Source organism: Parasphingomonas frigoris, assembly GCF_036663815.1.
In the GTDB taxonomy this organism is placed as follows: domain Bacteria; phylum Pseudomonadota; class Alphaproteobacteria; order Sphingomonadales; family Sphingomonadaceae; genus Sphingomonas.
Map to the genome: position 1 here is coordinate 175,198 of NZ_JAXOJQ010000005.1, position 25,607 is coordinate 200,804.

The 25,607-nt window shown below is 67.9% G+C and carries 20 protein-coding genes; 8 read left to right on the forward strand and 12 right to left on the reverse strand.

What is annotated here, in order from left to right; all coding sequences use genetic code 11:
- Window positions 1-176: 176 nt before the first annotated feature.
- Window positions 177-3,113, forward strand: a complete 2,937-nt coding sequence (locus tag U1872_RS16685) for a TonB-dependent receptor (RefSeq protein WP_332794044.1) — start codon at window positions 177-179, stop codon at window positions 3,111-3,113.
- Window positions 3,114-3,264: 151 nt separating this feature from the next.
- Entirely contained in the window at window positions 3,265-4,287 is a 1,023-nt protein-coding gene (locus U1872_RS16690) for an oxidoreductase (protein ID WP_332794045.1), read from the forward strand.
- Window positions 4,288-4,421: 134 nt separating this feature from the next.
- On the opposite strand, the gene U1872_RS16695 is transcribed toward U1872_RS16690, so the two are convergent.
- Together U1872_RS16695 and U1872_RS16700 are read right to left on the reverse strand one after the other, a co-directional pair.
- Window positions 4,422-5,492, reverse strand: coding sequence for an LLM class flavin-dependent oxidoreductase (locus U1872_RS16695; RefSeq protein ID WP_332794046.1), 1,071 nt, complete (start codon window positions 5,490-5,492; stop codon window positions 4,422-4,424).
- On the reverse strand, window positions 5,489-6,397 hold the full coding sequence (locus tag U1872_RS16700) for an aldo/keto reductase (protein ID WP_332794123.1): 909 nt from the start codon (window positions 6,395-6,397) through the stop codon (window positions 5,489-5,491). The genes U1872_RS16695 and U1872_RS16700 overlap by 4 nt, the downstream gene beginning before the upstream one ends.
- Before the next feature lie 35 nt (window positions 6,398-6,432).
- Between U1872_RS16700 and U1872_RS16705 the strand changes: the two genes are divergently transcribed.
- Together U1872_RS16705 and U1872_RS16710 are read left to right on the forward strand one after the other, a co-directional pair.
- Complete coding sequence (locus tag U1872_RS16705; protein WP_332794124.1) at window positions 6,433-7,509, forward strand: Gfo/Idh/MocA family protein; 1,077 nt, start codon at window positions 6,433-6,435, stop codon at window positions 7,507-7,509.
- 101 nt (window positions 7,510-7,610) lie between these two features.
- Window positions 7,611-9,980 carry a TonB-dependent receptor gene (locus tag U1872_RS16710; protein WP_443025401.1) on the forward strand — a complete coding sequence of 790 codons (2,370 nt, stop codon included), beginning with the start codon at window positions 7,611-7,613 and terminating at the stop codon, window positions 9,978-9,980.
- Window positions 9,981-10,135: 155 nt separating this feature from the next.
- On the opposite strand, the gene U1872_RS16715 is transcribed toward U1872_RS16710, so the two are convergent.
- Entirely contained in the window at window positions 10,136-11,377 is a 1,242-nt protein-coding gene (locus U1872_RS16715; RefSeq protein WP_332794125.1) for an MFS transporter, read from the reverse strand.
- 222 nt (window positions 11,378-11,599) lie between these two features.
- Here U1872_RS16715 and U1872_RS16720 point away from each other — a divergent pair, with 222 nt between their 5' ends.
- Window positions 11,600-12,640: a YeiH family protein gene (locus tag U1872_RS16720; RefSeq protein ID WP_332794126.1), complete on the forward strand. Its 1,041-nt coding sequence runs from the start codon at window positions 11,600-11,602 to the stop codon at window positions 12,638-12,640.
- Between the two features lie 116 nt (window positions 12,641-12,756).
- Here U1872_RS16720 and U1872_RS16725 read toward each other — a convergent pair whose 3' ends face one another.
- Window positions 12,757-13,776 (reverse strand): LacI family DNA-binding transcriptional regulator, encoded by a 1,020-nt coding sequence (locus U1872_RS16725; RefSeq protein WP_332794048.1) that lies wholly within the window; start codon window positions 13,774-13,776, stop codon window positions 12,757-12,759.
- 62 nt (window positions 13,777-13,838) lie between these two features.
- Window positions 13,839-15,464 (reverse strand): alkaline phosphatase D family protein, encoded by a 1,626-nt coding sequence (locus U1872_RS16730; RefSeq protein ID WP_332794049.1) that lies wholly within the window; start codon window positions 15,462-15,464, stop codon window positions 13,839-13,841.
- A gap of 87 nt (window positions 15,465-15,551) precedes the next feature.
- Here U1872_RS16730 and U1872_RS16735 point away from each other — a divergent pair, with 87 nt between their 5' ends.
- Both U1872_RS16735 and U1872_RS16740 read left to right on the forward strand, forming a co-directional pair.
- Window positions 15,552-17,000: a DUF2029 domain-containing protein gene (locus tag U1872_RS16735; RefSeq protein ID WP_332794050.1), complete on the forward strand. Its 1,449-nt coding sequence runs from the start codon at window positions 15,552-15,554 to the stop codon at window positions 16,998-17,000.
- 67 nt (window positions 17,001-17,067) lie between these two features.
- Window positions 17,068-18,570 carry an ArnT family glycosyltransferase gene (locus U1872_RS16740; protein ID WP_332794051.1) on the forward strand — a complete coding sequence of 501 codons (1,503 nt, stop codon included), beginning with the start codon at window positions 17,068-17,070 and terminating at the stop codon, window positions 18,568-18,570.
- Here U1872_RS16740 and U1872_RS16745 read toward each other — a convergent pair.
- Genes U1872_RS16745 through U1872_RS16755 form a run of 3 tightly spaced genes read right to left on the reverse strand, consistent with a single transcriptional unit; the run spans window position 18,555 to window position 21,146 of the window.
- Window positions 18,555-19,757, reverse strand: a complete 1,203-nt coding sequence (locus U1872_RS16745; RefSeq protein WP_332794052.1) for a glycosyltransferase — start codon at window positions 19,755-19,757, stop codon at window positions 18,555-18,557. The genes U1872_RS16740 and U1872_RS16745 overlap by 16 nt on opposite strands.
- Before the next feature lie 7 nt (window positions 19,758-19,764).
- Window positions 19,765-20,289 (reverse strand): DUF2141 domain-containing protein, encoded by a 525-nt coding sequence (locus tag U1872_RS16750; RefSeq protein ID WP_332794053.1) that lies wholly within the window; start codon window positions 20,287-20,289, stop codon window positions 19,765-19,767.
- Between the two features lie 2 nt (window positions 20,290-20,291).
- Window positions 20,292-21,146 (reverse strand): hypothetical protein, encoded by an 855-nt coding sequence (locus U1872_RS16755; protein ID WP_332794054.1) that lies wholly within the window; start codon window positions 21,144-21,146, stop codon window positions 20,292-20,294.
- Window positions 21,147-21,472: 326 nt separating this feature from the next.
- On the opposite strand from U1872_RS16755, the gene U1872_RS16760 reads away from it, so the two are divergent.
- On the forward strand, window positions 21,473-22,576 hold the full coding sequence (locus tag U1872_RS16760) for a glycosyltransferase (protein ID WP_332794055.1): 1,104 nt from the start codon (window positions 21,473-21,475) through the stop codon (window positions 22,574-22,576).
- Here the strand turns inward: U1872_RS16760 and maiA are convergent.
- From maiA to acpS, 4 genes are read right to left on the reverse strand one after another with little or no spacing between them, the layout of a single operon-like run.
- Window positions 22,560-23,192, reverse strand: coding sequence for a maleylacetoacetate isomerase (maiA, locus tag U1872_RS16765; protein ID WP_332794056.1), 633 nt, complete (start codon window positions 23,190-23,192; stop codon window positions 22,560-22,562). The two genes, U1872_RS16760 and maiA, sit on opposite strands and share 17 nt — an antisense overlap.
- Window positions 23,189-24,253, reverse strand: coding sequence for an AI-2E family transporter (locus tag U1872_RS16770; protein WP_332794057.1), 1,065 nt, complete (start codon window positions 24,251-24,253; stop codon window positions 23,189-23,191). Before U1872_RS16770 ends, maiA begins: the two co-directional genes overlap by 4 nt.
- The gene (lepB, locus tag U1872_RS16775; protein WP_332794058.1) at window positions 24,250-25,155 is read right to left on the reverse strand and encodes a signal peptidase I; all 906 of its coding nucleotides are present in this window, start codon (window positions 25,153-25,155) and stop codon (window positions 24,250-24,252) included. Before lepB ends, U1872_RS16770 begins: the two co-directional genes overlap by 4 nt.
- On the reverse strand, window positions 25,152-25,562 hold the full coding sequence (gene acpS, locus U1872_RS16780) for a holo-ACP synthase (RefSeq protein ID WP_332794059.1): 411 nt from the start codon (window positions 25,560-25,562) through the stop codon (window positions 25,152-25,154). Before acpS ends, lepB begins: the two co-directional genes overlap by 4 nt.
- Window positions 25,563-25,607 lie beyond the last annotated feature (45 nt).

The following is a 25,607-nucleotide window of genomic DNA, read 5'->3' on the forward strand; positions in this document are numbered from 1 at the left end:
TAGCGCCGAGACGAGATCGCCGCAGAGCGACCGTCGCTCAGGAGAGGGCCGTCGCGTTGTAATGACGCGCTATTCTCCTCTCCTGCGCACTGTTCCGCCGCTCGTTTCTGGGTGCGGTGCAGCAACCGGTGTCAATCGCCGTCGCGCGGTCGCGCGACGGGCAGGGGGGATAAGAGATGAGCCGATTTTCCGGAAACGTGCGGGCCCGCGGCGGTGTGTCGATGGGCACGCTCGCGCTAGCCTTGCTATTGCCGGCACTGGTACCGGGTACGGCCTACGCACAAGCGGGCGAAGGCCAGACGGTTGCCCTACAGCCGCCCGCCGGGTCACCCGCCACTGCGAGCGACGAGACCAGCCAGGACATCGTCGTCACCGGCTTCCGCCAGTCGCTCCAGGCGGCGCTCAACGTGAAGAAGAATTCGGTCGCCGCGGTCGATTCGATCGTCGCCGAGGATATCGCGAAGTTCCCCGACCAGAACCTCGCCGAATCGCTCCAGCGCATTCCCGGCATCTCGATCCAGCGCGACGGCGGCGAAGGTCGTGCGATCACGGTGCGCGGCCTGGGGGCGCAATTCACCCGCGTCCGCGTCAACGGGCTCGAGACGGTCGCGACCTCGACCGACGGCGCCAGCGCGAACCGCGATCGCGCGTTCGACTTCAACGTGTTCGCGTCCGAACTGTTCAGCTCGCTCGTCGTCCACAAGACCGCCGAGGCCTCGCTCGACGAAGGCTCGCTCGGCGCGGTGGTCGATCTCAACACCGGCAACCCGCTCGGCGGCAAGAAAGCCGGCTTCACCGGCGCACTGTCGGTGCAGGGATCGTACAACGATCTCGCCAAGACGCTCGGGCCGCGCGTCGCGGGGCTGCTGTCGTGGCGCAACGATGCCGGGACCTTCGGCGCCTCGGTGTCGGCGGCCTATTCGAAGCTCGACACGCTCGAGCTCGGCAACAATACGACGCGCTGGGCGCAGGCGCGCTTCGACTCGGTCAATGGCACGCCGTGTTTCTATTCTTCCAATACGAGCGCCACGCCGGTCGCCAATGCCGGCGGCCTGTATCGGTCGAGCGCCGCGTGCGACCAGGCCGCGCTCGCTTTCCATCCGCGCATCCCGCGCTACGGCGTGATCACGCGAAACCGGGAGCGGCTCGGCATCACCGGCAGCGTCCAGTTCGCGCCGACCGAATCCACCAAGGTCTCGATCGACGGCCTCTATTCGCGCTTCAAGGAGACGCGCGACGAGCAATGGGCCGAGGTTCTGCTGCGCAGCAACGAACGCTCGATCGACGTCGCGAACGCGACCTACGACAAGAACAACAATCTGGTCTCGGCGACGCTCAACGATGCGTGGGTACGCACCGAACATTATCAGCGCAAATCGTCGACCGAATTCTACCAGCTCGGCGGCACCTGGGACCAGGACGTCACCGACAAATTGCGCTTCACGCTGCTCGGCGGCTTCTCCAAATCGAATGCCAGCATCCCGCAGGAAACGACGATCGTGTTCGACGATCGCGACGCGCAGGGGTATAAATACGACTATACCAATTCGCGCAGTCCGGTGCTCAGCTTCGGCACCAGCGTGACCGATCCGGCGAACTTCCAGCTCGCCGAAATCCGCGACCGGCCTTCGAGCACGATCAACAAGTTCCGCACCGCCCAGCTGCGCGCCGAATGGGATGTCGCCGAAGGCTTCCAGATCAAGGCGGGCGGGGTCTATCGCCGCTTCAGCTTCGATACCGCGGGCTTCACGCGCGATACCGTGGTGTGCCCTGCCGCCGGCAAGGACGCCGTGCTCGGCACGATCACCTGCTCGCCGACCTCGGCGTTCGGCGCGAACGCCGTCTACGGCTTCCCGGTGACGGCGGCGTTGTCGCAGACGGTCAATCTCGGCAGTGCCGGCCAGCCCGCGGGGACGACCAGCAGCTACGTCGTAGCCAATCTGCCCGCGGCGGCGGCCTACACCAATCTCTATGGCCGCACGCCGGCGATCGACGCGAGCAACACCCGCGGCGTGGTCGAGAAAGTGACCGGCGCCTATCTCGAGTTCGACGCCACGGGGGAAGTGGCCGGGCTGCGCTACGCCCTCAACGTCGGCACGCGCTATGTCCGGACCGACCAGAGCTCGTACGGCATCAACAGTGGCGTCAACGTGACGGTCAAGCGCGACTATGACGATTGGTTGCCGTCGCTCAACTTCGCGCTCTACCCGACCGACAAGGTGATCGTCCGCGCCGCAGTGGCAAAGGTCATCACGCGGCCGACGCTCGGCAATCTGACGCCAGGCGGGACGATCGACGGGTTCAACTACCGCATCACCTTCGGCAACCCGAACCTCGATCCGTTCCGCGCGACGGCCTACGATCTCGCGCTCGAATGGTATTTCGCACCGCAGTCGATCGCGTCGGTCGCGGTGTTCAAGAAGGACATTCAGAGCTTCCCGGTGTCGCAGCCGTCGAGCGGGTCCTATGCCTCGACGGGCTTGCCGCTGTCGCTGATCCCGCCGGGCTCGCCTGCCGCAGGTGCGCCCGAAGGGCAGTTGTGGACGATCACCGGCAACGTCAACGGTGCGGGCGCAAGCCTCAAGGGGATCGAATTGTCGGTGCAAGCGCCGTTCAAGTTCCTGCCCGGGTTCCTCAGCAACTTCGGCGGGATCGCCAACGCGACCTTCGTCGATTCGACCGCCAATTACACCGTGTCGGGCCCGGTGGTGAACGCGTGCGTGCCCGGCGCGACGCCGGCGGCAGCGTGCAGCTTCGGGCCGCTGGTGACGTCGACCCGCAATGGCACCTTGTTCGGTCTGTCGAAAAAGGCGTTCAACGGCACGCTCTATTATGAGGACAGCAAGTTCAGCGCGCGCGGCTCGATCAGCTATCGCGGGCCGTATGTCGACGCTAACAGCGCCACCGGCAACATCTTCGAAGGCTATAACGCGACGACCAATATCGACGCGTCGGTGCGCTATCGCTTCACCAAATGGCTCGAGCTATCGGTCGAGGGCACCAACCTCACCGACACCTATCGCGATCGCTATACCGATCTCGATGCGAACCGGAACTACGAGAACAACCATTTCGGCCGCACGATCATCTTCGGCGCGCGCATGAAGCTCTGACGTCGAGCGCTTTTCCTCCCCTCGCGGACGGTGCCGGGCTCGGCATCGTCCGTTTTTGTTTCGGGCGCGAGCCGCTGGCACGCCCGGTCGCGAGCTTGTCCGGCTGTTTCCTGTCTGGGCACGCACGCGGTGTCTCGGCTAGGAAACACGGATGATAGATGTCGGACTGATCGGGTACGGGCTCGCCGGAGCCTCCTTCCATGCGCCGTTGATCGGCGCGGTGCCGGGGCTGCGCCTGGCGAGCGTGGTGACCTCGCGCGCTGACGCGGTGGCACGCGACTGGCCCGCGGCGAAGGCGGTGGCCGATGCCGAGGCGCTGTTCGCCGATCCGCGCATCGGCCTGGTGGTGATCGCGACGCCCGACCATCTCCATGCCCCGCTCGCCAAGGCGGCCCTCGAAGCGGGCAAACCTGTCGTGATCGACAAGCCGTTCGTCACCGATCCCGCCGATGGCGCGGCGTTGATCGCGCTCGCCGCGGCGAAGGGGCTGATGCTGTCGGCCTTCCACAATCGCCGCTGGGATGCGGACTTCCTGACCGCGCGTGCGCTGGTCGACGCCGGGACGCTTGGCGACATCGCGCTTGCCGAACTGCGTTGGGATCGCTTTCGTCCCGCGATCAAGCCCGGCTGGCGCGAGACCGAGGGGGCGGGGCTGCTCAACGATCTCGGCCCGCATCTGCTCGACCAGGCGCTGCAGCTGTTCGGGATGCCCCAGGCGCTCACCGCCGATCTCGCGACCCAGCGCGCGGCGGCGACGACCGAGGATTATTTCGAACTCACGCTGCACTATGGCGCGCGCCGGGTGATCGTCTCGGCCGCCACCTTGCTCGCGGCGCCGCGACCGCGCTTCGCGCTGCACGGGACGGGCGGGAGCTTCGTCAAATATGGCATCGACCCGCAGGAAGCCGTGCTGCGCGCGGGGTTGCCACCAACGACGCCTGGCTTCGGCGAAGATGCGCCCGAGGCCTATGGCACGCTGACCGATGCCGGCGGCGTCGGGCGCGCGGTGCCGAGCGAACGCGGCGACTGGCGGCGTTATTATGAAGGCGTCGTGGCGGCGATCACTATGGGCGTGCCGGCGCCGGTCCCGGCGGAGGAAGCGCTGACGGTCATGCGCCTGATCGCGCTTGCGCGCGAGAGTGCTGCGCGCGGGCGGAGGCTTGCTACCGCTTAGTCTGGACGGTCGATCGAACCGATCGCTCCTCCCCTCCTGCAAGCGGGAGGGGAGGAGCGATCGCCGACCGCGGCACATATCAATTCTTGGGGACGACCGGCTCACGGACCCGAGCGAGCCGGCTACCGACCGGATTATCGCGCGAGGGGTGCATGCTCGATATGCGGCAGGACATGCCGTGCGAACAAATCGGCCTCGGCGGCATGCGGATAGCCCGAAAGGATGAACGCCTCGATCCCCATCTCGCGATAGGCGTTGAGCTTGGCGAGCACCTGGTCGGGATCGCCGACGATCGCCGCGCCACAGCCCGAGCGCGCACGCCCGACGCCGGTCCACAGATTGGCTTCCGCATAGCCGTCGTCCGACGCGCCTTCGCGCAGCGCGGCCTGCGCCGCGACGCCGGCCGAGGTCGAATCGAGCGATTTCGCGCGGATCGCGGCGCCCTCGGCGGCGTCGAGCTTCGACAGCAGGCGGTCGGCAGCGGTGCGCGCCTCGGCTTCGCTGTCGCGCACGATGACATGCGCGCGGTAACCGAACTTCAGCGTGCGGCCGTGCGCGGCGGCGCGGGCGGTCATGTCGGCGATGATGCCGGCGACGACTTCCTGCTTGTCGGGCCACATCAGGAACACGTCGCAGCCCTTGGCCGCGGCTTCGCGCGCGTCGGGCGAGAGCCCGCCAAAGTACAGCAACGGCGCGTTGCCCGAGACGGTGCCGACGCGCGGCGGATCGATCTTGAGCTTCCAGAACTCGCCGTCATGGTCGAGCGGCTCGCCGTTGAGCAACGTCTTGAGGATCTGCATCGCCTCGACCGTGCGCGCATAGCGCGGGGCGGAGCCGAGCGTCTCGCCGGGCATGTCCGACGAGATGATGTTGACGGTCAGCCGCCCGCCGAGCAGCCGGTCGATCGTCGCGATCTGGCGCGCGAGCTGCGGCGGCCAGGTCTCGCCGATCCGGACCGCCATCAGCAGCGCCATGCGCTTAAGCATCGGCGCGATCGCCGCGGCGAAGGCGGTCGTGTCGATCCCGAGCTGATAGCCCGACGGCAGCAGGATATTGTCGAACCCGCCGCTCTCGGCCTGCAACACGATGTCGCGGCAATGCTCCCAGCTCGACTTGAGCTTGGCATCGGGGACGCCGAGAAACTCGTAATCGTCGTCGCACAGCGCCGAAAACCAGCTGATCTCGCAGGGGGGAAGCGCGCTCATGGGAGTTTCTCGCCACGTGCGGCGACGAGCACGTCGTACCACGTCTGGCGGGTGAACTTGACCTCGTAGACGTCGGCGATCTCACCGATCCGCGCGACGTTCTGCGTGCCGACAATCGGTATCACGCGCGCCGGATGCGCCATGATCCAGGCATAGGTCGCCGCTGCGCGCGACACGCCTGCCACGTTCGCGACGACGTCGAGCGCCGCTGCGACATTCTTGGACCGATCGTCCTCGGGCGCGCCGAGCCGCCCGCCGCCGAGCGGCGACCAGGCGAGCACGGCGATGTCGCGTTCCATCGTGAGATCGAGCAGGCCGTCGGTGATCGGCGCGAGCTCGAGTGGCGAGAATTCGGGCTGGACGGTCGCGAGCGGGATCGTCAGCAGCGCCGCCAGCGCCTGCGTCTGTGCGATCGTATAGTTCGAGACGCCGACCGCGCGGACCTTGCCGCTGGTGACCATCTCCTCGAGCGTGCGCGCGACTTCCTGTGGATGCGCGAGGATGTCGGGGCGGTGGATCTGGTAGAGATCGACCTGCTCGACCTGCAGCCGCCTGAGCGAGGTCTCGAGCGCGCGCATCAGATACGTGCGGCTCGAATCATAGGGCACGGGCGGGGTGATGCCGCCCTTGGTCGCTAGCACCATCCGGTCGCGCATGCCGGGCGTCGCGCTGAAGATCTGCCCGAGCAGCGCCTCGGCATCGCCGAACCCGCCGCTGCCGTCGAAGCCATAGATGTCGGCGGTGTCGAACAGCGTGACCCCGGCGGCAAACGCCGCCTCGATCAGCGCGCTGCCCTGCGCCGGAGTGACGCCGGCGAAACGCCACATCCCCCAGGCAATCGGCGAGACCATGATTCCGCTCTTGCCGAGCGGACGCATTTCGGGTGTAAGTGTGATTTCAGACATCGTTGTCATATGAGGCGAATCCCGTGGTAGAGCAAGTGCGATATGGCCTGGTCGGTACGGGGATGATGGGCGTCGAGCACATCACCAACCTCGCCATCACGCCGGGTGCGGTGGTGACCGCGCTTGCCGATCCCGCTGCGGGGTCGCTCGGTTGGGCGAAGGATGCGCTGGGCGACAAGGCCGGCGCTGCCACCGCTTTCGACTCGGTCGAGGCGCTCGCCAGCAGCGGGCTTTGCGATGCGGTGATCGTCGCCAGCCCGAATTTCACGCACCGCGCGGTGCTCGAGCCGCTGTTCGATGCCGGCCTCCACATCCTGTGCGAGAAGCCGCTGGCGACGACGCTCGACGATTGCCGCTGGATCGTCGATCGCGCCGCGCAGAGCGACCGCGTGTTCTGGACCGCGATGGAATATCGCTACATGCCGCCCGCGGCCGAGTTCATCGCCGACATCCATGGCGGCAAGATCGGCCGGCTGCAGATGCTGTCGATCCGCGAGCATCGCTTTCCGTTCCTGGTCAAGGTTGCCGACTGGAACCGCTTCAACCGGAACACCGGCGGGACGATGGTCGAGAAATGCTGCCACTTCTTCGACCTGATGCGGCTGATCACGCAGAGCGAGGCGGTGCGCGTCTATTGCTCGGGCGCGATGGACGTGAACCATCTCGACGAGAGCTATGGCGGCGAGCGGCCCGACATTATCGACAACAGCTATACAACGGTCGATTTTGCGAACGGTGTGCGCGCGATGCTCGACCTGTCGATGTTCGCCGATGGGGCGGAGAATCAGGAAGAGATCACCGCGGTCGGCAGCGATGCGCGGCTCGACGTGCTGATCCCCGAGGGCGCGCTGGTTCACAGCCCCCGCGTCGGCTTTCGCAATCCCAAGCAGGCGACGCGCCGCGTCGTCCATACCGACGAGACTGCGCTCAACGCGGGCAGCCATCACGGATCGACCTTCTACGAGCATCAGCGCTTCAACGCCGCGGTGCGCGGGCAGGGTCCGGTCGAGGTCACCGCGCGCGACGGGATGATGGCGGTCGCGATCGGCACCGCCGCCGAGATCAGCGCGCGCGAACATCGCGTCGTTGAAATGGCCGAGCTGGGAGTCTGACGCAAAGCATAGCTTTACTGCTGGCAAGCCTGATCACGCTGTCAGAATGACGAAGACGATAATATCCATCGAAAAGATGGGATTTCATGAAGGGGATGATGATGAAAGCGCTTTACCTGACCGGAGCCGCCACGCTGGCGCTGCTCGCCGCCACGCCGATCTATGCCCAGACCGCGCCCGCCCCCGCCCCCGGCGCGCCGGCCGAATCTTCCGCCGCCGCCGATGACAACGCCCCCGGCGACATCATCGTTACCGCGCAGAAGCGGTCCGAGCGGCTGCAGGACGTGCCGGTCGCGGTGACGGTCGTGTCGGGCGATGCGCTCGCCGCGCAGGGCAAGACCAGTCTCGAGGGTGCGCAATATCTCGTGCCGTCGCTCAACTTCCTCAAATCGGGGACGACGCTCAACCAGTCGCTGTTCCTGCGCGGCGTCGGCACCTCGACCTTCTCGATCGCGGGCGAGCCGTCGATCTCGACCGTGGTCGACGGCGTCGTGTTCGCACGCGCGGGCGAGGCGTTCGGCGATCTGGTCGACATCGACCAGCTCGAAGTGCTGCGCGGGCCGCAGGGTACGCTGTTCGGCAAGAATGCCAGCGCCGGCGTGATCAACATCATCTCGAAGAAGCCGACCAGCACCTTTGGCGGCTATGTCGAGGCGGGCTTCTTCACCGACAGCGAATATCGCGGTCGCGCCGTGCTCAACGTGCCGCTCGCCGAGGGGCTGCGCTCGCGGCTGACCGGTTTCTACACCAATTATGACGGCAACATCCGCAACACGACGACGGGCAAGCTGGTCAATGGCTGGGAACATTATGGCGGCCGCCTGCAGGTCGACGCCGATGCCGGGCCGAACGTGAAGCTCGCCTTCATCGCCGATTATCACCACAATGACGACGACTGCTGCGGGGAGGTTATCGCCACCGGGCCGATCCGGGCGTCCGACGGCGCCGTGATCACCAATCCCTCCACCGTGGCCTTGCCGACGCCGCGCGGCGCCGACACGCGCGAGCTCGCGCAGAACCTCGTCACGCGCACGACCGAGACCGGCTACGGCTTCTCGCTCCAGGCCGATATCGAGGCCGGGACGCAGACCGTCACCTCGATCACCGCCTATCGCGACTACAAGAATACCGAAATTCGCGACGGCGATTTCCTGCCCGCCGCCTATATCGGCTTCAACCAGCTGCACGATTTCGGGCCGCAGACCGGCAACACCTTCAGCCAGGAATTGCGGTTGACCTCGCCGGGCAACCAGTTCCTCACTTATGTGCTGGGGGCCTATTATTCGCGCGCCGAGAGCGAGCGAATCTTCACGCGCAACGACCAGGTCTGCAACGCGGCGGCGAGCCCCGCGCCGACCGCGCTGACGCCGTGCTCGAGTGCGCTGGCCGCGCCCTCGACCTTCCCGACCGGCACTGCCGATTTCGGATCGGTGTTCAAGAATTTCGCATTGTTCGGGCAGGGGACGATCAACATCGCGTCGCGCTTCCGCGTGATCGGCGGCTTGCGCTACACGATCGACCAGCTCGACGTGTTCCACATCCGCCGCACGGCGCTCAACGGCCCCGGCATCAACACCAATTTCGATCAGGGCGTCTACAATAACGGTCTCGGCGGCGGCGTGTCGAACGGCGTGCCGTTCCGTGCCAAGACGACCAACGAGAATCTGTCGGGCAAGGCCGGCGTGCAGTTCGATATCTCGCGCAATTCGACGGCCTATGCGACCTATGCGCGCGGCTATAAGGGGCCGGCGTACAACGTCTTCTTCAACCTGACCGCGACGGGCACCAACGTGATCGCGCCGGAGACGTCCGATTCGTACGAGATCGGCCTCAAGAACACGCTGTTCGGCGGCAAGCTGACGCTCAATCTCGCCGCTTTCTATGCCAAATATCGCAATTTCCAGGCGAACAATCCCGATCTGGTGGCGGGCGTGGTCGTCACGCGCTTCACCAATGCGGGGGACGTCTCGACGCGCGGGATCGAGCTCGACACGACCTTCCGGCCGGTGCGCGATCTCAGCCTGACCGGCGGTCTTGCCTATACCGACGCGCACGTCGACAACTTCCGCGTGCCGGCACCGGGCGCCGCCGCGGTGCCCAACGGAACGCCGCTCGGTTTCGCGCCGAAGTGGAAGGGCAATCTCGGCGTCGACTACCGGGTTCGCACCGGCGGGTTCGCCGATATCCTGCTCGGTGCGCAGGGGTCGTATCAGAGCAGCCAGCTCGGCTTGTTCTCGGCCGATGCGGTGCAGCGGCGGCTCGGCACGATTGGGGCCTATGGGCTGGTCAACCTGTCGGCCGGGCTCGTCAGCCAGGACGAGCATTACCGGCTGACCTTCCAGGTGCGCAACCTGTTCGACCAGAGCTTCGCCGCGTCGATCATCAACGGCGGGCCGGGCGGGGCGTATCGCTACCAGATCCCGCGCGATGCCGATCGCTACTTCGGCGTGACGGGCCGGGTGACGTTCTGAGCCTTTAATCCTCCGTCGCCTAGCGGGGGAGGTGGCAGCCGAAGGCTGACGGAGGGGGCCTCTCCGCGAGCGGTGCGCTTGCGGCGGGCGCCCCCTCCACCACCAGCCTGAAGGAGGCTGGTGGTCCCCCTCCCCCGCTTCGCGAGGGAGGATTTTTAGTGGGCGGCTACCAGCCCGTCGCCGCGCTCGCTCTCATCGATCGGCACGATCACCGGGATCAGCAGGTGGATCGCCAGCAGCGCCGCCAGATACGACCCCGCGCAGATCGCCAGCGCCGGCGCGTAGCCCCAGCCGTGCGCGAGCGCATAGGCCTGGAACTGGATCATCCCGATCGAGCAGAGATTGCCGCAGAACGCCGCGATCCCGATGCGCGAGCCGACCGAGCGCGCCGGGGTGATGTCGGTCGTCACGCCGAATACGTTGGTCGAGAAGCCCTGATGCGCGAACAGCACGAGGCCGAGCAGCAGCGCCGCGCTCCACGGGCTCGACACCGACTGGACGAACACCACCGGCAGCACGAGCAGGGCATAGCCCAGCATCGCGGTTTTCCGCGCGCGATTGACGCTCCAGCCCATCGCCATCAGCCGCGACGGCACGAAGCCACCGGTCAACGCCCCGCACGCCGCGAGCACATAGACCAAAGCCACCGGCAGCCCGAGCGTGCCCTGCGGGAGGCCGAACAGCCGGTGGAACAGATCGGGCAGCCACAGCAGCATGAAGAACCACACCTGATCCGACAGCACCTTGGCGATCGCGATCGCGGCGGTCTCGCGGCTGCGCAGCACGCTGAGCCATGGCACCGGCGCGGGCGCGACCGCGTCGAGCGCGACCGGCTTGATGCGGATCGCGAACCACACGACCACCCAGACGACGCCTAGCCCACCCGCGAGCAGGAACGCCGCCTGCCATCCGAACGCCACCGCCAGCGCGGGGATGAACAGCGGCGTGATGATCGCGCCGATATTGGGCGCGGTGTTACCGATGCCGAGCGCGATCTGGCGGTCCTTGTGGTTGAAATAGGTCGCCGCCGATTTGACCGCGGCGGGCGTGCCGACCGATTCGGCGATGCCGAGCACGATGCGCGCGGCGAAGAAGGCGGGGACCGAGGTGGCAAAGGCATGTGCCATGCCGGCGAGGCTCCAGATCAGCACGCCGAGCGCGAAGCCGAGCCGCAAGCCGACGCGGTCGAGGAACCAGCCCGTGCCGAGAAAGGCGAACGCCGTGGCGATCTGGAAGGCGGTGCCCATATTGGCATAGTCCTGATCGGACCATTTGAACTGCGCCTCGAGCGTCGGTTTGAGCAACGCGAGGATCTGCCGGTCGACATAATTGAGCATCACCGCGACGAACACCATCGCGACGATGATCCAGCGCGCTGCGCCGCCCCTGATTGGCACCCTGATTGCCATTCCGATCCGCTCCCGTCATTTTCGTGCGACAGCGTTGTCAGATCGAGGGCGCTTGCGCTAGACCCTACGCTCCGTCACCCCGGCCTTGTGCCGGGGGCCACCGCGCCGCAAATATTCGCAGGCCCGGTGTGCGGCACGGTGGATGCCGGAACAAGTCCGGCATGACGGATAGGAAGCATGGCGAGCAAATACCCGAAACGTCCGCTCCCGATGGCCGCCGATCTCTATGGCGACCTGTATGGCGACTTCGAGACCGCGCCCAAGCATGACTGGCGCGGCTATGTCCCCGGGCTCGTCGTGGTGGCGATGGGGACGCTAGCGGCGGGCTTCCTGTCGGATCATTATGGCGTGCCGCTGACGCTGATGGCGTTGTTGATCGGCCTCGCGCTCAATTTCCTCAGTGCCGACGCGCGGTTGACGCCGGGTCTCGCCTTCGCCTCGCGCTCGCTGCTGCGCTGGGGGATCGTGCTCGTCGGGGTGCGGATCACCTTCGGGCAGATCGTCGCGCTGGGTCCCGTAGCCTTGCTGTGCGTCGTGCTGATCGTCGCGCTGACGATGGGCGCGGGGATCCTCGCCGCGCGGCGCTTCGGCTTCGACACCGCGTTCGGCATCCTCGCCGGCGGCTCGGTCGCGATCTGTGGCGCGAGTGCGGCGATGGCGCTGGCGACGACGCTCGGCGAGAAGCGCACGACGCAGGCGCAGCTGACGCTGGTGCTGGTCGGCATCTCGGCGATGAGCGCGAGCGCGATGATGGTCTATCCGCTCGTCGCGCACGCCTTCCACATGAGCGATCTCAAGGCCGGTTTCCTGCTCGGCGCGGCGATCCACGACGTCGCGCAGGCGCTGGGGGCTGGCTATTCCTATTCGGACGGTGCGGGCGGGATTGCCGCGATCGTCAAGCTGACTCGCGTTGCCTTGCTCGCGCCGGTGCTCGCGGTGGTGGCGATGGGGCTGGCGCGCTGGGGCGGCGGGGGTGAGGGCGCGGCGAAGGGGCCGGGCGTGCCGTGGTTCGTGATCGGTTTCTTCGTGCTCGCCGGGATCAATTCGTTCGGCGTGATCCCGCCGGTCGTCGCGGGCGGCGCGGAAAAGATCGCTGCGGCGATGCTCGCGACCGCGGTGACCGCGACTGCGATCCGCTCGCCGCTCGCGCAATTGCTTGAGGCGGGGCCCAAGCCGCTGCTGGTGATCCTGATCGCGACGCTGGTGGCGTTCGGCCTGGCGCTGGCGGCGGCGTTGCTGCTGATCGGCTGAAGCTGCCTCCCCCCTGGAAGGGAGGGGATCGAAGGGTGGGTTGCTCGCAATGGGAACGTCACGCCCGCCCCAGACTGACCCACCCCCAGCCCCTTCCTTCCAGGGAGGGGAGACGGCTACGCGGCGACCGGCCCGGTCGATTCGCGCACGATCAGGTCGAACGCCACTTCGCGCCGCTCGCTCGGCGCGTCGGCGGGGGCGAGCAGGAGGTCGGCGGCGGCATAGGCCATTTCGCGCGTCGGCTGGCGGATCGTGGTGAGCGGCGGCCAGACGAAGCCGGCGAGCGCGGTATCGTCGAACCCGGCGACCGACAGCTGCCCCGGCACCGCCAGCCCGCGGCGATGCGCGACGGTCAGCACGCCCGCCGCCATGTCGTCGCTCGAGGCGAAGATCGCGGTCGGCGGCACGGCGAGCGCGAGCAGTTCCTCCGCCGCGGCCGCGCCCGAGGCGAAGTCGAAACTGCCCTCGCGCACCAGCGTCGGGTCGAGCGACAGGCCGTGCCGGCCGAGCGCGCGCGCATAGCCGCGCATCCGCTGGCCGCTCGTCGCATAGTTCGGATGGCCGGCGATGAAGCCGATCCGGCGATGGCCGAGGTCGAGCAGATGCGACGTCATCGCGGCGGCGCCGGCTTCATTGTCGATGAAGGTCGCGCTCGACAGGTCGACCGCGCTGCCCGGCGAGACGCGCACGAAGCGCACCCGGCGCCGCGCGAGCAGGTCGAGCACCTGCGGATAATCGGAGACGGGCGGGGTGAGGATCAAGCCGTCGACATGCGTCGCGTCGACCAGATTCTCGATATCGTCGAGCAACGTCGCCGAGTTGCGGTCATAGGGCTGGGCGATCATCCGCACCCCGTCCTGCGCGCAGCGATCGCGGATCCCCGACTGCATCTCGTAGACGTAATAGGGGCTGGGATTGTCGCAGATCAGCGCGATCTGGAAGCTGCGCTTGCCTGCGAGCGAGCGTGCGGCGGTGCTCGGGCGGAAGTTCAGTTCGGCAACCGCCGCCTCGACCTTGGCGCGCGTCTCGGTCCCGACATAGCGTTCCTTGTTGAGGACGCGCGAGACGGTCTTGATCGACACCCCCGAAACCCGCGATACGTCCTTGATCGTCACGCGCAAAATGTCGGCTCCCATTGCCCCGCTGCGGGTGTGCCGCAGCGGGGCAGGGTCGGCAACCGTCATCGGCGCGGTGCGCGTCAGGCCATCACGTTGCGACCGCGCTGGACAGTCGCGGTGTGGCCGATGCTCGCGGCGGCGTTTGCGGTCTTGACCGTCTCGAGCATGATCCAGTCGTTGCTCGCGCTGGTCGGGGTCAGCGTCATCGCCATGTAGCCGCGGCGCGACGTGTCGCACCATTTGAGCTCGGGATTGGCGCGGACCAACGTCGCCGCGACGACCTTGGGGTCGGCGCGCGTGGCGGCTTCGTACCCGGGCGAGCTGACCGCGTGGCCGGCGAACTCGACGCCGGCGGGCTTGCCGTCCTGGCCGAGATCGTACGCCCAGGCATTGTGGCTGTCGCCCGACAGGACGATCAGGTTCGCACCGAGCGCCTGCGCGCCCTTCAGGAAGCGCGCGCGTGCGGCGGGGTAGCCGCCCCAATTGTCGTAATTGAACGGCAGGGCCGCCTTGGCGGCGGCGACGCCGGCGAGGATGTAGTTCTTGGCGCGTGCCGGCGCATCGGCGGCGACCCAGCTCAGCGCGTCCTGCGGCATCATCGTCTCGCCCATGATCGTGCCGAAGCCGACCACCTGCCAGCGCTGACCGGCGCGGACCGATTGCGCCATCGCGTGGCTGAGCCAGCTTTCCTGCTGGCTGCCCATCATCGTCACCGCCGGGTCCATCCACGCGCCGTTGCGGAACGCCTTCAGCGCGGCGGTCGGATCGCTCGCCTTGAACAACGGCGCGACGTCGGGCTGCTTGGTGCGCGCGAGGAGCCGCGTCTCGGTGCGGAACAGCGTGGCGAGCGTGCCGATGTCGTAGGCCTTCCACGGCTCGTCCGACACCGGCATCCACTCGCGATACGCCTGGATCGAGGCGGCGCGGCGGGCATTCCAGTCGCCCTCGTCGGCCTGGTGATTCTCGGCGCCGCCCTCCCAGCTGTCATTGGCCGATTCGTGATCGTCCCATTGCACGATCATCGGCACCTTCTGGTGGAGCGCCTGCAAGGCCGGGTCGCTGCGATAGCTGGCGTAGCGGATGCGATAATCGGCGAGGTGGAGCAATTCGGTCGCCGGCAGCGGCACGCGCCCGGCGACCTGATCCTTGAGCGCGGGATAATCGCCGGTGCGATATTCGTAGAAATAGTCGCCGAGATGGATCGCCAGGTCGATGTCGTCGCGCGCTGCGGCGTGGGCGTAGGCGTTGAAATAGCCGTAGGGCATGTTCGAGCAGGAGAAGGTCGCGGTGCGGAAGCGATCGACCGGGCCGACCGGGAGCGTGCGCGTGGTGCCGACCGGCGAGAAGCTGCCATCGGGCGCGACGAAGCGGAAGTGATAGCGCGTGCCGGGCTTGAGCCCGTCGACGGTGATCTTGGCGGTGAAATCGCGCCACACGCCGGTGATCTGCGAGCCGCCCGCTGCGACGCGCGTGAAATCGGGCGTTTCGGACAGTTCGACGCGGACTTCGGCGGTGTCGCCGGTGGCGGGGACGTAGCGCGTCCACAGCAGCATCGAATCGCTGGCGGGCTCGCCGCTGGCGACCGCATGGGTGAAGCCGCGGACCGAGCTGACCGACTCGGTCTGCGCGAAGCCGGGAACGGCATAGGCGCCGAGCCCAAGCGACCCGGTCAGGAGGAACGAGCGGCGGTCGATACGGATGGTCATTAGCGAAACTCCTGCGGTTCGCGCTCCCCTGCGCTACGGATATGGCGCGTTCGTGACAGTCGCGCCAAGCCCCGTTAAGGGCGAGCCATGGCGGGACGCGCGATCGGGCCGGAAGCGGCGAGGGGGCGGTGGCTGATCGGCCTGGCCGCCATGTTCGTGCTGTTCGCGGTGCTGCATCCGATCGACCATGACGAGAGCCAATATGTCGCGGCGGCCGTGCTCGGCGCGCACGGCTATCTGCCCTATCGCGACTATGCCTATCTCCAGACCCCGCTCCAGCCGCTGGCATTCGCGCCGATCGCGTGGGCGGCGGGGGCGTTCGCCTGGCCAGCGCTGCGGCTGGTCAATGCGCTGCTCGGGACGTGCATCGTCGGCTGCGTCTGGCGCGCGGCGCGCGAGGCTGGGGCGGGGCCGCGCGCCGCACTGGCCGCGGCGGGGCTGCTGGCGGGCTGCGACATCCTGCTGTTCAGCATCGCCACCGCGCGCAACGACGCGCTGCCAGCGGCGTTGCTCAGCCTGGCGCTGATCCCGATCGCGCGTGCCGAACGCGGCACGGGGACGCGCGGCGGGGCGGTGCTGATCGGGCTGCTGCTGGCGGGCGCCGCGGCGGCGAAGCTGTCCTATGCGATTCCGGCGGCGGTATACGGCCTGTACGCGCTCGTCGACCGGCGGCATCGTCCGCTGGCGGTGCTGATCGGCGCGCTGCCGCCGCTGGCGCTGGTGGCATGGAGCTGGGTGCTTGCCCCCGACGCCTTCCTGTTCGGGACGCTGCGCTTTCCCGCGCTGGCGCCGGCCGAATATTATGCGGCCCGCCCGTGGAAGCTGTCATTGCCCGCAAAGGCGATCGACACGCTCAAGTTCCTGGCGCTTGGCCCGGCGCTGTTCGCGTTGGTCGTCGTGCGGCGGCAGTTGGCACGGCCGCGGCTGTTCGCGTGGCTGACGATCGCCGGGCTGGTCGCGGCCTTGCTCCCCGAGCCGAGCTGGCGACAATATCTGCTGCCGCTGCTGCCGCCGGCGTTCGTGCTGCTTGCGCTCGAATGGCAGCGCGCCTGGCCGGGCCGCGCGGTACGCGCCACCGCGCTGGTCTTCCTGCTCGCCGGGGTCGCCCCTACGGTGATCGCGTGGGCGACGACGCGCGGCGCGAACTCGCTGCCGGTCGCGATCGACGAGGGGCAGCGCATCCGCCGCGCACTCGATGCCGCTGGTGTCGACGGACCGGTCGCGACGCTGTCGCCGCAATTCCTCGCCGCGACCGGGCGGCTGCCCGATTTGCGCTTCGCGACCGGGCCCTTCTATTTCCGCAGCCATGCCCTGCTGTCGCCGGCAGACGAGGCGCGCCTGCAGCTCGTTTCGGCCGACCGCCTGGCGCTGCTCGACCGAGCACCCCCAGTGGCGATCCTGGTCGGCGGGGAGGGGGCATGGACCAGCGGTGACGATCGCCTCGACGCCACGCTCGAGCGTTGGGCGCGCGCCCGGCCCTATCGGGCGGTCGCGATCGATAGCGCGCGCTTTCGACTCTACGTCAGCGCACCGTAAGCATCGCGCGGTACGTGGCGTGACATTCTGCCCTCGTTTCGCCGGAAAGCGCCCCTAGCCACCCGTCATGGCCGAACCCGTAGCGCTCTCAATCCGGCCGTCCGCCTTGCGCGGCACGCGCGCAATCCCGCGCTGGGCGATCCTGTTCGTCGTCGCGGCGCTGGTCCGCGCAGTGACCTTCGGCAACCCGATCGTCCATGTCGACGAGGAATTCTATTTCACCGCGGCACGCGCGATCCTCCGCGGCGCGACCCTCTACAGCGACGTCTGGGATCGCAAGCCGGTCGGGCTGTTCCTGCTCTACATGCCGGCTGCCGCGCTGGGGGTTCCGCTCGGCATCTGGGCGTATCAGGCGATGGCGCTGGCGAGCGTGACCGCGACGGCGGCGCTGATCGCGCACCTGGCGCAGCGGGCCGGTTGGGCGCGCGGCGCGTTGCCAGCCGGTCTCGCCTACCTGTTGTGGCTCAACCTGCTCGGTGGCGAAGGGGGGCAGACACCGGTCTTCTACAATCTGCTGGTCGCATCGGCGGCAAGCCTGCTGGCGCCGCGGCCCGACGACGCGCGCTCGCGCACCGGCCGGTTTCGCGCGGGCTGTGCGGCGATGGCGCTGGTCGGATTGGCGCTGCAGATCAAATACACCGTGGTGTTCGAAGGCCTGTTCTTCGGCATGTGGTGGATGTGGCGCGAGCGGCGGTTCGGCGTATCGCGCAGAAACGTGGTGCTGGCGGCACTGCCGCTCATGCTCCTGACGGCGCTGCCGACGATCGCGGCATGGGGCTGGTTTGCGGCGCACGGCCATGGCGACGCCTTCCGCTATGCCAATTTCGAATCGATCGGCGCGCGCGGGAGCGACCCGTTGGAGCGCCAGATCGGCAATTTCGTGCTGCTGCTGCTGATTCTCTCGCCGTTGATCGCGATGACGACGCTCGCCGCGCGGCTGGCCCCGACCCGACCCGGACTGGCGCGCCAGCGCGACGCCGCGCAGGTGATGCGCCGCTGGCTGCTCGTCTGGGCGATCGTGGCGGGGTTGGCGGTGCTGCTGTTCGGCGCCTATTTCGATCATTACGGGCTGCCCTTGCTCGTCCCGCTCTGCGCCTGCTCGGCGGGCTTCTTCGCCGCGCATCGGCGTGCCGCGCAGGTCACCAAGCCGTTGCTGCTGCTGGTGCTGCTCGGCTCGCAAGCCACCGTGCTGATCAAGCGGCACACCCGTGGCACGCCGACCGAGCTTGGTGCCATCACCCAGGCGATCGGGCGCGGGCCGGGCTGCCTCTTCGTTTTTTCGGGTTCATCGATCCATTACGCGCTCGCCGATCGGTGCACGCCGACCCGCTACCAATTTTCGAGCCATCTGGTTTCGCAGCGCGAACGCCCGGCGATCGGGGTCGATCAGCGCGGCGAACTCGCGCGGGTGCTGGCGCAGCGCCCCGCCATCATAGTGGTCGGACCCGCGCATTTTGGGGATCGTGAAGATTTGCGCGCCTGGTTCGTCGCGCGCGTGCGGGCGACCTATCGCGAGACGGCGGACCTGCCGCTCGGCAACAGGCGCGTGCGAGTCTACGCGCTGCGCTGAAGCGGCGCCGCGCGCTTGGCGTCGACCAGGCCCTGATAATAGGCCATCAGATCGACCGCATGGTCGCGGTCGCTGCGCACCTTCGTGGCGGCGACGAGCGCGGCGCGGCGCAGCACGCGCTGGTCGCGCGCGAACAGCCGGTGGATCGCCATCGCCGCCGACTGCGCATCGCGCGCGGTGTAGAATTCGGACGCATGCTTGTCGGCCACTTCCATGCAGCCGCCGGTGTCGGGGACGATCAGCGGCAGGCCGCCGGCCATCGCCTCGGACGCGACGAGCCCGAACGGCTCGGCCTCCGAGCCATGGATCAGTGCGTCGCAACTCGCGACGATCCGCGCGAGCCGCTCGCGATCATAGACCGGGCGGAACATGCGGATGTGCGGGGAGCCGGCGATCCGCGCCTCGATCTGGCGGCTCTCGACGCCGTTACCGAGCAGGATCAGCCCGACCGGCAGATCCGAGCCGGCGCGTTCGACCGCGTCGATCACCAGGCGCCAGCGCTTCTCGGGATGATGCCGCCCGAGCCCGAGCAGCAGATGCCCGCTCGGCGGCAGGTCGCACTGCGCGAGCAATGCCGCGCGCAGCCGGTCGTCGCGCAGATCGGGCGAGAAGTGGCCGCGCTCGATGCCGAGCGGCATCGACGCGTCGATCCGCACGCCGCGCCCCATCAGCCGCTTCTCGAGCGCCGGGCCGTTGGTGACGACCGCGTCGAAATGCTTGAGGAAGCGCGACATGTAGCGGCTGTACCAGGAGAAGGCCTGTTCGAGCCGCTCCTGCGGCGCCATCCCCTCGAACCAGCGCAGCGCATAGGCCGCCATATTGTCGTTGTGCATGAAGAACGCCTTGACCGCGCCCTCCGGATATTTCGGCTGCCACTTGCCGATCACCCAGGGCAGGCGCCACGGCGACGAGGTCTCGACCACGTCGGGCTGGAGCGCGTCGAGCCAGCGCACGATCGGCGCGGCCTCCCAGAACAACCCGTAATTCTGGTCGAGCGGGAGATGCCCGGTCTCGATCCAGATCACCTTGCCGCCGCCGGGCCGTTCCTCGACCGCATTCTCGCGGCCGGGCGCGAGCACGATCAGCTCATGCCCGAGATCGGACATGATCCCCATCTTGCGGTCGATATAGGTGCGCACCCCGCCGCCGGTCGGCGAGTAGAATTCGTTGACGTCGACGATACGCATCGCAGGATCAGCTCCCGAGCGGGCTGAAGCCACCGAGCCCGCGCAGATATTGGGCGCGAATGGTCGTCGTCACAACCCCCTCGGGTACGACGATCCGCGCCATGTCGAGCTTGGGGCGGGTACGGCCGAGCTTGACGTTGCTGGCAAAGCCCGCGCCGTCCGCCCAGAAGTTGAACTTGTTCTTGCCGTCGCGATTGTGCGTGAAGAGCAAGGCATAGGGGCCGGGGGTCGGCACGCGGATGCACAGGCTGATCGGCCCGGTCTGCGGGGTCGGCAGCCGCACGCGGCGGAAGAACTTGCCTTCCTTGATCAGGTCGCGATCGTCCTTGAGGAAATCGGCCTCGGTCGCGGGATAGAGTTCGAGCTTCAATTCGCCGGTGCGGTCCTTCAGCCCTTCGACATTGACGCGGATCGCCGGGCCGCCTGCGCTGCACGCCGCCGCATCGCTGCCGAGCACTTGCGCGGCAGACGCCATCGTCGGGAGCAGGGACGCTGCGAGCAGCGCTGCCACGCCAGCCAGAATCTTGCGCATCTTCAATTCTTCCTCACCAGGCCGACCAGCCCGAAGATCGCGATCAACACGACATGGACGAGCAGGGGCAGCGCCGCGGTCACCGCGATCAGCACCGACAGTTCCGCGTCTTGCCCGATCAATAGGGTGGCGAAGGTGGCGAAAAGAAGGTCCTTGTTCGGCACGAGCGGCAAGCGCCCGACGATCATCCGCGCCGCCGACAGCAGCAGCCACATGCCGAGCGTGACCGTCGGCAGGCCGTAATGCCAGGTGAAGGCGATCAGCACGCAGCCCGCGATCAAGCGCAGGCAATGGATGCCGAAGATCCACCACAAGGTCGCGCGCGGCAATGAGAAGACGCGCTTGGAAAAGATCAGGAACGGCAGCGACATCGCGAACACCGCGATCACCGACCAGATCGCATTGTGCAGGCCGTGCGGGGTGAGCAGGCCGATGCCGAGCGGCATGGCGACCGCGATCATCGCCAGCGTCACCATGTTGCCGGCGATCGCCGAGAGGATGCTGACGTCCTTCACCGCGCCGAACGGCGCCGCGACCATCGACGAACGCTGCCGCGCCCAGGCGTAGAAATAGGCCTCGCCCGAATAATTGAGGATGTCGTTGGCGATGCGCTTCTTGGTCAGCGCGACGAACCCCGCCGCCGGGATTCCCCACAGCCGGCGAAAGATGATGAAGTCGCCAGTGACCGGCGCGATGTAGAGCAAGGCGAAGAAGAGGTAGAACAGCGGGTTGGTCGGCATTGCCGAGATCAGGCTGTCGACCCCGAGTGCGCGCAGCTTCAGCGCGAGCCAGACGATCATCACGACCGTGACCGCCGCGCCGAGGAAGGCCGGCCAGCGTCGCTTGAGCGGCTTCATCGGTTCCAGCCCCGCGAGATCGGGGCCCGTGAAATCGGGTGTGGCGTCGAAGCCTGGCACGGGCGGCAAGGGGATGGCGCCACCCGGGGGAGGTGTCGCGGCGCCGATGCCGGGCCCAATCGTCGATTTTGTCACGTGGCGCGTTTGTCCGCTGGTTCAAGCCGGTCTCGGCGATGCCTTGGCGCGCTTTAGCGGCAGAAGTGTGGCGCGGCAAATCGGCCCGCGCGCGGGGCTCCGACACGCCGCGTCGAGCTTTTCGGAAAACCAGCGTTTATGGCCACCTATGCGAAACCTTTGCGACAAACTCGCGTTACACATTGCCTCCTATGCTGAGCCCCCGCCCCCCCGCTGCGCACATTCTTGCCTTCGCCCAGACGCTCGATGGCGGCGGGGTCGAGAAGGCGTTGCTGCGCCTGGTGCACGGGTGGACCGATCTCGGGCGGCGCGTGACGCTCGTTGTCGGCGATGCCGCCGGACCGCTCGCTCGCGAGCTGCCGGCCGGAGTCGAGACACGGCTGATCGGTCGCTCGACGATGCTCGGCATGGGCGCGCTCGCCACGCTGACGCACGAGATCGGGCCCGACATCCTGTTCTGCCCGGGCAATCATTATTCGGCGCTCGCGGCGTGGACCAGGGTGCGACTCGGGCGGGAATGCCCGCCGATCGTCGCCAAGATCTCGAACGCGCTGGTACGGCGCGATCATGGCGCGGCGCTGGCGATGGCGTATCGCCGCTGGCTGCGCTGGCATCCGAGCTTCGTCGATCGGCTCGTCGCGATGAGCCCGGCGATGGCCGAGGAAGCGCGCACCGAGATGGGCGCGAGCGCGGCGATGTTGAGCGTCATCCCCAATCCGCCGGTCCGCGCGGTGCCGGGCGCGCCGCTGCCGCCGCTGCCGACCGGGCGCTTCCTCGTCGGGGTCGGGCGGCTCGCGCCGCAAAAGCGCTGGGACCGGCTGGTCGATGCCTTCGCGACGATCGCGGACCGCGATGTCGCGCTGATGATCGTCGGCGAAGGCAGCGAGCGGTCCGCGCTCGAGGCGCAGATCGCCGCGCGCGGGCTTGGCGGGCGGGTGTCGCTGCCCGGCCACGTCGCCGACCCGACGCCGATCATCAAGCGCGCCGCCGCGCTCGCGCTAGTCTCCGATTTCGAAGGCGTGCCCGGCGTGCTGCGCGAATCGCTCGCGGTCGGCACGCCGGTGATCAGCACCGATTCGAGCGTCGCGGTGCGCGAGATCGTGTCGAGCCCGACGCTGGGCAGTATCGTCGCACCCGACGATCCGGCGGCGCTCGTCGCTGCGCTCGACCACTGGCTCGCGCGCGGGCAGCGCCGCCCGCGCCCGGTGCCGCAGCCGGGCGAAGATGCCGCGGCCGCCTATCTCGACCTGTTCGACGAAGTCGTGCTCGAACGGCGGTTCAACCGCGCGGCTTGACCGCGTCGGGGTGCGCGGCGGCGATCTCGGGTAGCGCCAGCGCTGCCTGGTCGGCGGCGCACAGGCGGGGCCAGGCGTCGAGCGGTACCGCGAAGCGCCGCGCGTTGTAGAGCTGCGGGATCAGGCAGACGTCGGCGAGGTTGGGCGCGTCGCCGCCGAGGAACGGTCCCGGCAGGTCGGCGGTCATCGCCTCGAGCGCGGTGAGGCCCTCGACCACCCAGTGCCGATACCACGCCTCGCGCGCCTCCTGGTCCGCGCCGAATTGCGCGGTCAGCCGGTTGAGCACGCGCAGATTGTCGATCGGGTGAATGTCGGCGGCGATCGCCAGCGCCTGCGCGAGCACGCGCGCCCGGATGATCGGGTCGGCGGGCAGCAGCGCCGGGGTCGGGTGCGTCGCCTCGAGATAGTCGATGATCGCCAGGCTCTGCGTCAGCACCGTACCGCCGATGTCGAGCGCGGGGAGCAGCCCCTGCGGGTTGCGCGCGAGAAACTCGGGCGCGCGCTGCGCGCCCTGCGTCAGGTCGACGCCCACGCTGCGATAGGCGATCCGTTTCAGGTTGAGCGCTATCCGGACGCGATAGGCGGCGGACGAGCGCCAATAATCGTAGAGGATCACGCTTCCGCCTCGCTTTCCGCCTCCGAGCTGCGTTCGAGCGCAACCTTGATCATAGCGGTCATCGGGTCGGCGAGCGTCAGGCCGAGGATCCCGAACAGCGTACCGGCCAGGATCTGCGCCGAGAGCGTGAGCGCAGGCGGCAGGTCGACCGTCTTCTTTGCGACCATCGGGATCACGACATAGCCGTCGACCGCCTGGATGAAGACATAGATGCCGATCGCCCAGAAGCCGGTTTGTGTCCCGGCGCTGAATCCGACCGCGACCATCAGGATGCCGCTGGTGATCGCGCCGATGTTGGGGATGAACGCGAGCAGGCCGGTGATGATGCCGAGCACCAGCGCCATCGGCACACCGGCGAACGCGAGCGCCACGCCGGTCATCGCGCCTTCGAGCGCCATGCCGAACAGGCGCCCGGCGAGCAGGCGGCGCATCGTCTTTGCCATTTCGTCGATCGTCCCGGCAAAGCGCGGACGCGCCTCGCGCGGGATCATCCATTCGAGACCGCGCCCGTAGAGGCGCGGCTCCATCGCGACGAACAGGCCGATCACCAGCACCATGACGAGGCTGGCGAAGGCGCTGAACACGATTCCGACATAGCCCGTCAGCTTGCCGAACGATCCGAGCGCCTGCTGCAGCATGCCGCTGATGTCGGTCTGTTGCGGCATGATGCCCTTGCTCGTCGCCCAGGCCGCGAGACGCGATGCCTGGCTGATCAAAGTCTGTTGCAGCTGCGCGAACTGCGCGGTGACCTGGACGCCGGTCAGCCACACCAGCCCGACGAGGAACAGCACCGTCAGCAGGACGATGATCAGCAGCCGCCACGACCGCCCGATCGGCAGCACCCGCCCGAGCAGCCGCACGCCGCCATCGAGCATCGAGGCGAACACCAGCCCGCCGAAGATGATCAGCAGCGGATGCACCAGCAGCACGAATAGCGCGATTCCACAGGCCAGTCCGAGCCACACCGTCGCGCGCGTGAGTTCCTTGCGGACGAACGGATCGCGCAGTTCGTTGGGCGCCGGTTCGGTCACGAGCTGGGCCGATTGGGGGGTATCGCTCAAGGATTACGCTCCGCATGCAGGGATGTGCCCGACCGACCGGCGCGGAACGACTGACCCCAGGTCAGGGGGTTCCAGCTGCCCAGGCCGGTTTTCGAGAAAGTGACAAATTCGGCGCGACCGCCGAGATATTCCCACGGCACCGGACCGCCCAGGCCCTGCTCCGCCAGGCTGAAACGGCTGTCGGCGCTGCGGTCACGATTGTCGCCCATCAGGAAGACATGGCCTGCGGGGATCGTCACTTCCTTGTAATTGTCGCCGACCGATTCGCCGAGCTCGACCGTGTCGTAATGGCGGCCGTTGGGCAACGTCTCGGTGACCACGGGAACGTGGCAGACGGCCTTGCCGTCGGGGCCGGTGCGCAGTGCATCGTCGCCCAGGTCGCAGGTCTCGCGCTCGGGTGGGGGAAGCTGGAGGCCGCCATAATTGGGAATGTCGACATAATGCAGCGGGCCGCGCTTCACGGGGACACCGTTGAGGATGACGGTGCCGTTGCGCACCTCGAGCCGGTCGCCGGGCAAGCCGATCAGCCGCTTGATATAGTCGGTCTCGGTCCCGGGCGGCGTCACGATCACGACGTCGCCGCGCTCGGGCAGTCGACCGAGCAGTCGGCCATGGATGAACGGCAGCAGATGGAAGGTCGGCGAGACGAACGACCAGCCGTAGGGGAATTTGCTCACCACCAGCTGGTCGCCGACGAGCAGGCCCGGCAGCATCGATTCGGACGGGATGTAGAACGGCTTGGCGATGAAGGTATGGAAACCGAGCACCGCGAGGATTAGCCAGAAGATGCCACGCAGCTCGCCGAGCCAGTCGGTGCGCGGCTTGCGGGCCGGCGGGGTGGCGGCATCGGGCTTGCCTGGCTCAGTCATCTCTTCCGTGCCCAGGGCCAGATCCTCACTCATACGCTGTCCTTCATGACCGCCTCGATGATCACGAAGGCCTGCGCCCAGGGATGATCGTCGGTCATCGTCAAATGTACCTTTGCGACGTGGCCGTCGGGAGTCAGTGCGTCAAGCCTGGCCTTCGCCCCGCCGCTCAGCGCCAGCGTCGGCGCTCCGGAGGGGGCGTTGACCACGCCGATGTCCCGCATGAACACGCCAGCCTTGAATCCGGTACCGACCGCTTTCGAAAAAGCTTCCTTGGCGGCGAAGCGCTTGGCGAGCGTGCCGGCCTTGGTGAACGGCCGGCGCGCCGCCTTGGCGCGCTCGACGTCTGTAAAGACACGGTTTTCGAAGCGGTCGCCGAAACGGTCGAGCGATGCCTGGATCCGCTCGATATTGCACAGGTCGGAGCCGAGGCCGATGATCATGCCCAATCCCCCTCCCGCTTGCGGGAGGGGTTAGGGGAGGGGCGT

Bases quoted from the DNA above. Each gene is read 5' to 3' on its own strand.
- U1872_RS16745 (WP_332794052.1), bottom strand. From the start codon at position 19,757: ATGCGTATCGTCGACGTCAACGAATTCTACTCGCCGACCGGCGGCGGG.
- U1872_RS16730 (WP_332794049.1), bottom strand. From the start codon at position 15,464: ATGACCATCCGTATCGACCGCCGCTCGTTCCTCCTGACCGGGTCGCTT.
- lepB (WP_332794058.1), bottom strand. From the start codon at position 25,155: ATGAGTGAGGATCTGGCCCTGGGCACGGAAGAGATGACTGAGCCAGGC.
- U1872_RS16685 (WP_332794044.1), top strand. From the start codon at position 177: ATGAGCCGATTTTCCGGAAACGTGCGGGCCCGCGGCGGTGTGTCGATG.
- U1872_RS16755 (WP_332794054.1), bottom strand. From the start codon at position 21,146: ATGAAGCCGCTCAAGCGACGCTGGCCGGCCTTCCTCGGCGCGGCGGTC.
- U1872_RS16725 (WP_332794048.1), bottom strand. From the start codon at position 13,776: ATGGGAGCCGACATTTTGCGCGTGACGATCAAGGACGTATCGCGGGTT.
- U1872_RS16760 (WP_332794055.1), top strand. From the start codon at position 21,473: ATGCTGAGCCCCCGCCCCCCCGCTGCGCACATTCTTGCCTTCGCCCAG.
- U1872_RS16700 (WP_332794123.1), bottom strand. From the start codon at position 6,397: ATGTCTGAAATCACACTTACACCCGAAATGCGTCCGCTCGGCAAGAGC.
- acpS (WP_332794059.1), bottom strand. From the start codon at position 25,562: ATGATCATCGGCCTCGGCTCCGACCTGTGCAATATCGAGCGGATCCAG.
- U1872_RS16710 (WP_443025401.1), top strand. From the start codon at position 7,611: ATGAAAGCGCTTTACCTGACCGGAGCCGCCACGCTGGCGCTGCTCGCC.
- U1872_RS16740 (WP_332794051.1), top strand. From the start codon at position 17,068: ATGGCCGAACCCGTAGCGCTCTCAATCCGGCCGTCCGCCTTGCGCGGC.
- U1872_RS16750 (WP_332794053.1), bottom strand. From the start codon at position 20,289: ATGCGCAAGATTCTGGCTGGCGTGGCAGCGCTGCTCGCAGCGTCCCTG.
- U1872_RS16690 (WP_332794045.1), top strand. From the start codon at position 3,265: ATGATAGATGTCGGACTGATCGGGTACGGGCTCGCCGGAGCCTCCTTC.
- U1872_RS16720 (WP_332794126.1), top strand. From the start codon at position 11,600: ATGGCCGCCGATCTCTATGGCGACCTGTATGGCGACTTCGAGACCGCG.
- U1872_RS16695 (WP_332794046.1), bottom strand. From the start codon at position 5,492: ATGAGCGCGCTTCCCCCCTGCGAGATCAGCTGGTTTTCGGCGCTGTGC.
- U1872_RS16735 (WP_332794050.1), top strand. From the start codon at position 15,552: ATGGCGGGACGCGCGATCGGGCCGGAAGCGGCGAGGGGGCGGTGGCTG.